Raw genomic sequence first — 10,144 nt, forward strand, 5'->3', positions numbered from 1 at the left:
GAGAAAGATGAAGAAGATATGGCTTTTAATGTTGATTATTATGTTAATTATTCCCCCAATCCAGGTTTTTGGATTTAATGAGAAAAGGCTGGTTGCGATTGGTGACTCGATTCCTTATGGATACAACTTGACGGAAGAAAATAAAAAACCGCCAAAAGAAGCTTTTCCCTATTTGATTGGGAGTGAAAAGGATATGGAAGTGACCAATCTAAGCATTCCAGGCCTTACTTCTGCAGAACTGTATAAGGCTGTTAAGTATAACAAATTATTCAGAGAAAGTTTGAAAAACTCCGATTATGTCATTGTATATATTGGAGGAAATGATTTATTGAATATTGTTAAGAAAAATGGAGGACTGGATGGGTTGAAATTGGAAGATGCTGCTCCTGTAATTAGAGACCTTATTTATAATGTTTATTCGACAATACTTGAAATTGATGAATTAACAGATGGCAAAATACTTGTATACAACATTTATAACCCATATCCAGCAGCAGGAGACCAGTTGAGTACACCCTTATCTTATATCAATAAACAGTACGCTTCTTTAATACAACTGCTAAAACATTTTGCATCGGTGTCCCTGATAAATGCTTACAAGGCTTATAACGGACATCCGGAATATATTCTTGAAGGAGACGTTCACCCAACGATAAAAGGACAGAAGGTTCTTGCTGAGATTTCTTTAAAACATATCAAATGAATAGTAGCTTTTCTGTGGTTGTTTCTTCCATCTTTCATGTATAATGGGTGTAAAGTTAGGGAGGTTTGTGAATATGGTTAGATTCGGAGTTATCGGGACGAACACGATTACGGAAAAGTTTATCGAAGCAGGAAAGCAACACTCCAGTTTCGAATTACAAGCTGTTTACTCCAGAAAAGCGGAACGAGCTGCTACATTCGCGGCAACCCATGGTGCGAATAAAACGTTTACAGATCTAGATGAAATGGCATGCAGTAATGATATTGATGCTGTTTATATAGCAAGTCCAAATGCTTTTCACGCGGAACAGGCAATTGCGATTATGAGAAAAGGAAAACATATCCTTTGTGAAAAACCAATGGCGTCTAACCAGCAGGAAATTGCTTCTATGATTGAAGTGGCTAAGGATGAAGGTGTTGTTTTGATGGAAGCTGTCAAATCCACCTTGATGCCTGGCTTCTTGAGGGTTCAGCAACATTTACATAAAATCGGAACCGTTAGGCGTTATTTCGGGAACTTCTGTAAATATTCCTCCCGTTACGATGCTTATAAGCGGGGAGATGTATTGAATGCTTTTAAGCCTTCGCTTTCTAATGGGTCTTTAATGGATCTCGGGATTTATGGTATCCATCCGATGGTGGTCCTGTTTGGTCCACCGAATAAGATTCAAGCGAATGCTGTTTTTTTAGAATCAGGTGTTGATGGAGAAGGAAGTGTGATCGCTGAATATGAGGGAATGGAAGGTGTGATCATGCACTCGAAAATCATTGATTCTCATGCACCATCAGAAATCCAGGGAGAAAAAGGCACCATCATTATTCCGGATATTTCTGAACCTAAGGATATCACGATTTCTTATAGAGGCGGTACAGTAGAAGAACTGAGGGTAGATGATCATTTTTCACCAATGTATTATGAGGTGGAAGAGTTTATCAAGTTGGTGGGACAAGAAGAAAATGTGTCGCAAAATAACTCCTTGCAGAATACTTTGTTGACCGCAAAAGTCATGGAAGAAGCACGTCAACAAATCGGGTTGGTTTATCCAGCTGACCGAAAGTAAAGAGTAGTAGGCTCCCGCAGAAGAGGCACTTATGAGTAAGTGCCTCTTCTTGGTCTTAGAAGTTATACCTTGCTTTGGCTAAATGTGCTTTTCCGGCTCAATCGTCTGTATCTTCAAGACTTTTAGTTCATTATTCGTCAACTACTTCTTTCAAGTTTTCTCTTGTATTTATTCGGCTTTTATGATGAATACCCCAGTTGTTCATAGTCTCCAAAAAGGCTGCGGTCGTTTTACCATAAGGGGTGATTCTATATTCTACCCGAGGCGGGACCGTTTCGTAATCAATCCGTTCCACAAGCCCGTCATTTATAAGTTTTTTGAGCTCACGAGCAAGGATGCGGGAAGAGATATTGCCGTCTAGGGAGCGGCGCAATTCATTGAAGCGTAGTTGTTTTGCATGGATTAACTTCCAAAGGATCAATCCTTTCCACTTGCCGCACACCACTTCAAGGGTTACATCGATGCCTATATCGGCTTCTTTCATCCTCGTTCACCTCTGATTATTTTTTTGTCGTTTGATTCTGTTTTTGCATAGCTTTATCATAGCCCTCCATAATTCCTTGGGCATATACTTTGTTTAAGACCGTCATCGTTTGTGGAATGATTTGGTCCTGCTCTTCATGAGAGGTCTGATTCAACATTTCTACGAGTTCAAGCAATTCTTCGGTCACTGGGAAAATCGGTTTAATGTTATCCATCTAAGGATCACCTTCCTGTTCGTTCGGGAAACATATTAATTTAATTCTATGGTCTTTTTTATGGCATAACAAGTACTTACATATTTGTTCCTGTTAACAAAACCTATTATGACTCATATCTAAGCAGAGAATCAACAACTAAGCCCGGGGTTTTGGCTCTGTAGTAGTGCTTGTTAACCAAGCTCACTTATACAAGTGTTATACCGGTATTACGGAAAACCCCCATTTTGTATAAGGGTTAGTTCGGAGGATCCCCGATCGTGCATCCTCATAGTCATCAGTTGGTTGAATAGAATGTAAGCTTATACAAGCTTCGATTTTGAAACAAGTTTGGAGGATGTTGTATGCGTCATATATTTCCTTATATATCCCCTTATAAACGTTCGGCCTTCCTTGCTTTATTTTTAATGGGTATAGAGTTGGTTGTAGAGCTATTGCAACCAATCTTGATGGCAAAAATCATAGATGATGGAATACTGCAAGGGGATTTCAGCGTAGTATCCCTATGGGGAGCTGTACTCCTGGCCTTGTCTCTGCTTGCGTTTGCAGCAGGCATAACGAATTCATTTTTCGCAGCTGATCTAAGTCAGGGTGTTGGGTTCGACTTGAGAAGAGACCTTTTTCAGAAGGTGCAGTCCTTCTCTGATCGTCATTTTCAGCGTTTATCTACACCGAGCCTTGTGACAAGGATTACGAATGATGTAATACAAATACAAAACTTGTTGTTTATGTTCGTGAGAATCGGATTGAGAGCTCCTTTGTTCATCATCTTTGCATTGATGATGGCTTTCACGATTGATATACAATTGGCCTTGATTCTTCTTGCCAGTGTTCCTGTATTTTTGTTGTTCTTATTTTTTATATTGAGGAAAGGGGTCCAATGGTTTACCAAAGTACAAAATAAAATTGATAGCTTAAATACAATTATTCGTGAAAACCTGGCGGGTATACGGTTGATTAAAGGATTCAATAGAAAATCACATGAAGAAAAAAGATTTTTTCAGGCAAATGAATCTTTGGCCAGTCAAAATAAGAAAGCACTTTGGTTAATGGAAGTGGCCATGCCTATTGTCATGTTAGGTATGAATGTCATCATTTTGATTTTACTGTTTTTCGGTGCCCGGTTTTTAATTAATGCTGGGATTCAAGCAGGTGAACTGGTCGCAATCATTAATTATGCGACGCGTATACTCTTTACTTTTTCTGTCTTCACATTTTTGATCATGGTCATTTCCCGTGGTCAAGCTTCTGCCACAAGAATTAACGAGGTGTTAGATCAGGATACGGATCAGGTTACCAATAAAGGGCTACCCAGTATTTTGTCAGGGGCTGTCCATTTCGCTGATGTCTCCTTTGAACGGGAAGGCAATCCAGTGCTCAACGAGATATCTTTTCACGTCGACGCAGGCAAAATGGTTGGAATTATTGGTGAGACGGGTTCCGGAAAGACTTCCTTACTTCACTTAATACCCCGACTTTATGAAAAAAATGCAGGCCAACTCTTTTTAGACGAAATTGAAATAGAGAAAATGGATGTCAAGAGTTTAAGGGGGCAAATTAGCATTGTTCCTCAAGAGGTTCACCTTTTTTCTGGAACGGTGCGTGAAAATATTGGATGGGGAAGAGAAACGGCCACATTTGACGAGATAATAGAGGCAGCAAGAAGCGCGCAAATTCATGAATTTATTGATTCTTTACCAGACGGTTACGATACAGAAATAGGTCAGAAAGGGATCGTCTTTTCTGGAGGGCAAAAACAGCGGTTATCTATTGCTAGAGCACTAGTCCGCAAACCAAAAATTCTCCTTTTAGATGATAGTACGAGTGCGCTTGATGCGCATACAGAAAAACGATTACTAGAGACGTTAGAGGGTCTGTCGTGTACGGTTTTTATCGTGGCGCAGAAAATCAGTTCCATTCAAAAAGCGGATCTTATCCTATTGCTTCACCAAGGGGAAATCGTTGCTCAAGGGGCGCACGAAGAACTATTGCAAAATAACGAATATTACTACAACATCCACCATTCTCAACAAGAGGGGGTGAAGTTATGAGAGGAAAGCATCATCACAGAATCAGTACAAAACCTCCGGAAGTAAATCACATAGGAAGTACACTTAAACGAATATGGCACTATATGGCTGGCCAGAAAGGAAAGTTCACCCTCGTATTGGCAGCCATTGTATGCAGTTCCTCTTTATCCTTACTTGGCCCTTATTTGTTAGGATTGACCGTGGACTTTGTTATTGAAGAACCGGAGGGGACCACTCTCATAAAGATGTTAGGTGTATTGTTCCTTATTTACCTTTTTCATTCTTTATTCCTTTGGCTGGAGAATTACTGGATGATCGGAATTGCACAAAATGCAGTCAAGAAGATGAGGGCACACCTATTCTCGCATGTTCAACGGTTGCCTGTATTGTATTTCCAAAAAATGCAGCAAGGAGAGTTGATGAGCAGGCTGACAAATGATATCGAGAATGTGAGTAGAACATTGAACACGGCCGTTGTTCAATTCACAACAAGTCTGTTAACGATTGCTGGGACTGTCGTCATCATGCTTTGGTTGAGTCCTCTCCTCACGGTATTGACCTTGACCATTGTGCCTGTCATGTATGTCGGCATGAAGTGGATTACCAGACGGACACGTCCCTACTTCCAAAAACAACAACATGATCTTGGGGAGGTCAATGGCTATGTAGAGGAAATGTTTTCTGGTCAGTCCATCATAAAAATGTTTTCCAAAGAAGAACATGTCGTGGAAGAGTTCGCTCACAAAAATTCTGATCTGCGTGAGTCAGGCTACTATGCTCAAGTGTATACAGGTTTCATCCCTAAGTTAATGAACATGTTGAACAACGTCAGTTTTGCAATTATTGTCGGGGCAGGAGGGTTGCTCGCAGTGAACGGATTTGTGTCTATAGGAGTGATTGTTGCGTTTACCACCTATTCTAGACAGTTCACACGGCCATTAAATGATCTTGCTAATCAATTCAACATGATTCTTTCTGCCGTTGCCGGAGCGGAAAGAGTCTTTCAGGTCCTTGATGAAAAAGAAGAGCGCCAGGGAGATATGGATGCGATAGAATTGAAGAAAATGAACGGAGACGTTACTTTCAACAATGTAGGGTTTTCGTATGAAGAAGGTCAACAGACGCTGATTGACATAAATTTTCATGCTGCGGCTGGTCAGACGGTTGCACTTGTAGGTCCAACAGGTGCTGGAAAAACAACAATCATATCCCTTTTATCCCGTTTCTATGATCCTGATGAAGGACGCATTCTTATCGATGGGAAAGACTTAGGTAAGATCGACAGAGGCAGCTTGAGGAATCAAATGGGGGTAGTGTTGCAAGACGCAACAATGTTCCATACGAGTATCAGGGAGAACATACGATATGGGCGGCTTGAAGCGACTGATGAAGAGGTCGAAGAAGCAGCCCTGGCAGCTCATGCCCATGAGTTTATTACCAGGCTCCCAGCGGGGTATGACACCGTTCTCGATTCTGATGGAAAAGGGATAAGTCATGGTCAACGCCAACTTTTGTCCATAGCCCGTGCCATGATCGCTGACCCTTCCTTGCTTATATTAGACGAAGCAACAAGTAGTATCGATACCGTAACCGAAATGAAAATTAATGCAGGATTAGAAGTATTAATGAAAGGCCGGACTAGCTTTGTCATTGCCCACCGTCTTCACACGATTCGAGCCGCGGATTTGATTCTTGTTTTAGAAGAAGGACAGATCATCGAAAAAGGTACCCACCAATCTTTGATGAGAAAAGGAGGATCCTATGCTGAATTGATCAAGGCTCAAGTTTCTTGAACTAAAACGTGTAAAGTAAATTGCAATGTTTTACACCTCCGTTTATGTCCAGACATAAGATGGGATATAAGGGAGGAGAAGCTATGTCTCAAAATCAAAGGTATCCTCTATGGACGGATTTACCTTATGCTGGAGAACAGAGAGCCCCGTTAGTGAATGAAGGGGTTGAATACCAGGCCGGAAAATGGAAGACGTATTTCATTGATCATAGCCGCAGACATGGGTTTACAAAGTTAGATGGTCGACCGATTCGTCTTGCAATCCGAGACCCGCGTATGATTGATTGGTATCAAGAATTAAAGCAAGTACAGAAGACACTTTCACAATTGACGAAGGATCAGATACAAATAGCGGTGTATTGGGGGGAAGGTCCGCCATCCAAACAGTGGACTCCTATTGTCGACCGGCTGATTGATACTTATGGAGTAGAAGCACCTAGAGCTGCACGGATCCTGGGAGCTGTCTTCAGTGGAATAAATGATGCTTTTGTCGTCTGTTGGTCTTTAAAGTATAAGTGGTTAGTACCACGTCCGAATCAGCTTGACTCTAAACTAGCCACCGTCATTTGTACGCCTAAGCATCCTTCTTATCCTTCTGGTCATGCTACGATATCTGGTGCAGCAGAAGTTATATTAAGCTATTTTTTCCCAGCAGAAAGAAGAAAGTTACGTGATCTGGCTGAGGAGAATGCCCAATCCAGGCTTTACGCTGGGGTTCATTATCCGATTGATAATGATGAAGGGTTACGTTTAGGAAGACAGATTGGAAGAATTGCCGTGGAAGAGTTGAAAAAAGATACGATTGATGGAGTACCGCTTGACCGCCCTTTTTCAGATTACAGAAATGCTGATCTTTATCCAGAGGATTATCGTCAAGCCATTCCGTTTCGCTTCAATCAGGAATGCAGTTCATTATTACGATCTGATGACTCAGATGATGACTCATCTTCCTATACGGAATGGATCGACCCTAAAATGTTTATATGATAGTAAAAGAGTAGCTAACCTATGCTGCTCTTTTACTATCATTCTTTCGTTTAGAAGGAGGAAGGATTCGGAATCGATCAAGCAGCAATCCCTTAAGAAGTGGGAGAATATACGGTTCAGAGCTGTCACCACGTTACTCTATAATGGACAGTGGGGTCCTGGCATATTATTAAGATAATAGGGAGGTTCCTGAAATTAAGACAAGTAATCATGCACTTCCTGCATATACATGAATAAAAGTTTATTTTAGGAGGGGTATGTGTGGATGCATGGATTTTGTCAGCACGTAAAATCGGGGTACTTTTAGGAGCTATTATTATTGCTCTTGCCGCTTATTTCATCGGGAGCTTTTTTTGGAAAGGTGCCATTGCTACAACCTCTGCACCCGTCAATGGGGAACCGAGGATCATTAATTTGGTGACAGGCGAATTTAAAGCGGAAACTGCGGATGGAAAGAAAATTGAAGCTTACCGCTGGGATCCCGGGACGATTTTTGTTGAAAAGGACGAGCCTTTTAAATTGAGTATTTATGGAGTGAATGGGAAAGAACACCCTTTTTATATTGAGGGTACAGATGTGAAAGGGGTGGTGGAACAAGGGAAAGAGACGGTCTTAGACCTGCAATTCAAGGAAGAAGGGATTTATCGCCTCATATGTACCACCCATTCCGAAATTGCTGCGAACGGACCTATGATTGCTTATATTGTAGTAGACTAGCTGTCCGGAAGAGACGAACATTCGTCTCTTCCTTTTTTTAGTTATTTTTTCATCATAAGGGAAGTTGTACAAAATCAAAACTAGAGAGCTTTTCGGAGAATAATCATATCGAGACCTTGTATCCCATTTTCAAAAAACGGATCAGGGTACTGTAAAAAGAAATCTTTTTGAATTTCATGAAAGCGGAACCCGGCTTTTTGATAAAAAGCGAGGTTTCCAATGCTCGAATTCGCTGTACCGACCAGCATTTCTTTATAACCCCTGTTTTGGAAAATAAGTGAAGAGATATCAATCACTTTTTTCCCGATTCCCATCCCCCTAAAGCCCGGTCGAATAGCAATATTTTTAATCTCTACCGTTTCCTTTCGTGAGAAGAGAAACAAGCATACCCCTATGTGTTGTTGAGCATAGGTGATTTTGTACATTTCCCCTTCATTCATATAGGTTTTAATAACGGATTCTGATTCATCAGCTAATAAAAGGTCCTTTATGTAATGGATACGATCTTCCACTTCAGTCAGATTAACGTCTTTCATATTTTTCTGCTCCTTTTCTCCCACTATTATCGTATGGATGTGGTTATGATAACATAGAGACAGTGCATCGATTTCTGAAATCAGAATTTTTTCAGAAAAGTTCGGTGAAGCCATATGCGAGGCGAATAGTATTTCTCCTGTGTCGATAGATCCTTATTAAAAGGCTGGGCTTAGGAAAAAGGAGTAGTGGAATATGGAACAACATGATAAGGTTTATGATTTGATCGGAGTGGGGGTAGGCCCCTTTAATTTGAGTTTGGCAGCGCTGCTTGATGAAATAGATGAAGTCGAACCTTTATTTTTCGAACAAAATGGAACGTTTGAATGGCATCCGGGCATGCTGATTGAAGGGACAAAAATGCAAGTTCCATTCATTGCGGATCTTGTCACTATGGCGGATCCTACCAACCGGTATAGTTTTTTGAACTATATTAGTAAAAATGAACGCATGTACCAGTTTTACTATTTGCAACGCCTGGACATCCCGCGAAGAGAATACAATGATTACTGCCAATGGGTAGCAAGGCAAGTAGAGAGTTGTCGGTTCGGAAAAAGGGTGACAAATGTCCGTCATTTCAAGGATAATGAAGAGATTTTCGAAGTGGAAGTAACAGATGTGGCAAGCGGCCAGGTTTCTGTGTTCAAGGCTAAGAATTTAGTCATGGGGACCGGGAGCGTCCCTGTCATGCCACGTTCGTTCAGGGAGGCCCCTTCAGAAGATGTTTTTCATACTGCAGACTTTCTCCCAAATCAAGATCGATGCCGCAAAGCTAGTGCGATCACCGTTGTTGGTTCCGGGCAGAGTGCTGCCGAAACGTTCCGTGAATTGTTAAAGGAACAGCGAGACTGTGGATATCGTCTTGATTGGATTACACGATCGCCAGGTTTTGAGTCCATGGAGGAATCAAAATTGAGCCTGGAGCATTTTTCACCTGATTACGTCAATTATTTTTATCAACTTCCACAAGAGCAAAAAGATGAAATATTTGCAAATCAAGGGCTGTATTATAAAGGCATTAGTAATCATACGATCAACGATATTTATAATCTTCTTTATGAATACTCTGTCGGCCGAGAAGAATTGAATGTAGGATTACAGGTGTTGAGCGAGGTAAAGGATATTAAGCCTAAAGCAAATGGTAAGTATGATTTAGAGTGCTACCATTATCAGAAGAAAGAATCCTTTACCCATGAAAGTGAGCTTGTCATCGCTGCAACCGGATATAAACCATATGTCCCTGATTTTATTCATCACCTGGAAGACTTACTAGAGTGGGATGAAGAAGGAAGATACAAAGTGACAGCTGATTACCGTCTCGTTCAGACAAAAGAAACGTCCAATGAAATTTACGTTCATAGTGGCATTTCTCATACGCATGGGGTTGGGAGTACGAACCTGGGTCTATCGATTCATAGGAACAAAGTGATTATCAACCACCTAGTCGGTCGAGATTTGTATCCAATGAATGAAAAGAATATTTTCCAGTCCTTTACCGTATAAAATAAAAAGCCCTGACAAGGCTATCTGAACTGTAACCCTAAAAATGGACAGTTTAATAAAAAGTGCTAGGCTGCTAATAGGTGACCTCGGTATTGTACCGGGGTCATTTTTTGTAAGGAC

The 10,144-nt window shown here is 41.0% G+C and carries 10 protein-coding genes; 7 read left to right on the forward strand and 3 right to left on the reverse strand.

Translation table 11 applies throughout. The annotated features are described in order from the left end of the window. Positions 1–7 precede the first annotated feature (7 nt). Together BMZ58_RS20270 and BMZ58_RS20275 are read left to right on the forward strand one after the other, a co-directional pair. Entirely contained in the window at positions 8–703 is a 696-nt protein-coding gene (locus tag BMZ58_RS20270) for an SGNH/GDSL hydrolase family protein (RefSeq protein ID WP_075038342.1), read from the forward strand. 73 nt (positions 704–776) lie between these two features. Then, the gene (locus BMZ58_RS20275) at positions 777–1,763 is read left to right on the forward strand and encodes a Gfo/Idh/MocA family protein (RefSeq protein ID WP_075038343.1); all 987 of its coding nucleotides are present in this window, start codon (positions 777–779) and stop codon (positions 1,761–1,763) included. A gap of 130 nt (positions 1,764–1,893) precedes the next feature. On the opposite strand, the gene BMZ58_RS20280 is transcribed toward BMZ58_RS20275, so the two are convergent. Further along, entirely contained in the window at positions 1,894–2,247 is a 354-nt protein-coding gene (locus BMZ58_RS20280) for a winged helix-turn-helix transcriptional regulator (RefSeq protein WP_075038344.1), read from the reverse strand. A 16-nt stretch (positions 2,248–2,263) separates the two neighbouring features. Further along, positions 2,264–2,461: a hypothetical protein gene (locus tag BMZ58_RS20285; protein WP_075038345.1), complete on the reverse strand. Its 198-nt coding sequence runs from the start codon at positions 2,459–2,461 to the stop codon at positions 2,264–2,266. Between the two features lie 344 nt (positions 2,462–2,805). On the opposite strand from BMZ58_RS20285, the gene BMZ58_RS20290 reads away from it, so the two are divergent. The 4 genes from BMZ58_RS20290 to BMZ58_RS20305 all read left to right on the forward strand — a co-directional run bounded on the left by BMZ58_RS20290 (position 2,806) and on the right by BMZ58_RS20305 (position 7,987). Next, a complete protein-coding gene (locus BMZ58_RS20290; protein ID WP_075038346.1) occupies positions 2,806–4,512 on the forward strand; it encodes an ABC transporter ATP-binding protein in 1,707 nt (568 codons plus the stop codon). Further along, positions 4,509–6,284, forward strand: a complete 1,776-nt coding sequence (locus BMZ58_RS20295; RefSeq protein WP_075038347.1) for an ABC transporter ATP-binding protein — start codon at positions 4,509–4,511, stop codon at positions 6,282–6,284. The genes BMZ58_RS20290 and BMZ58_RS20295 overlap by 4 nt, the downstream gene beginning before the upstream one ends. An 83-nt stretch (positions 6,285–6,367) precedes the next feature. Then, positions 6,368–7,270: a vanadium-dependent haloperoxidase gene (locus tag BMZ58_RS20300; RefSeq protein WP_075038348.1), complete on the forward strand. Its 903-nt coding sequence runs from the start codon at positions 6,368–6,370 to the stop codon at positions 7,268–7,270. A 261-nt stretch (positions 7,271–7,531) separates the two neighbouring features. Next, the gene (locus BMZ58_RS20305; RefSeq protein ID WP_075038349.1) at positions 7,532–7,987 is read left to right on the forward strand and encodes a cupredoxin domain-containing protein; all 456 of its coding nucleotides are present in this window, start codon (positions 7,532–7,534) and stop codon (positions 7,985–7,987) included. Positions 7,988–8,067: 80 nt separating this feature from the next. On the opposite strand, the gene BMZ58_RS20310 is transcribed toward BMZ58_RS20305, so the two are convergent. After that, positions 8,068–8,523 (reverse strand): GNAT family N-acetyltransferase, encoded by a 456-nt coding sequence (locus BMZ58_RS20310; protein WP_075038353.1) that lies wholly within the window; start codon positions 8,521–8,523, stop codon positions 8,068–8,070. Positions 8,524–8,716: 193 nt separating this feature from the next. On the opposite strand from BMZ58_RS20310, the gene BMZ58_RS20315 reads away from it, so the two are divergent. Next, positions 8,717–10,024: a lysine N(6)-hydroxylase/L-ornithine N(5)-oxygenase family protein gene (locus BMZ58_RS20315; protein ID WP_075038350.1), complete on the forward strand. Its 1,308-nt coding sequence runs from the start codon at positions 8,717–8,719 to the stop codon at positions 10,022–10,024. The last annotated feature ends 120 nt before the right edge of the window (positions 10,025–10,144 follow it).

Source organism: Halobacillus dabanensis, from assembly GCF_900114165.1.
Taxonomy (GTDB): domain Bacteria; phylum Bacillota; class Bacilli; order Bacillales; family Halobacillaceae; genus Halobacillus; species Halobacillus dabanensis.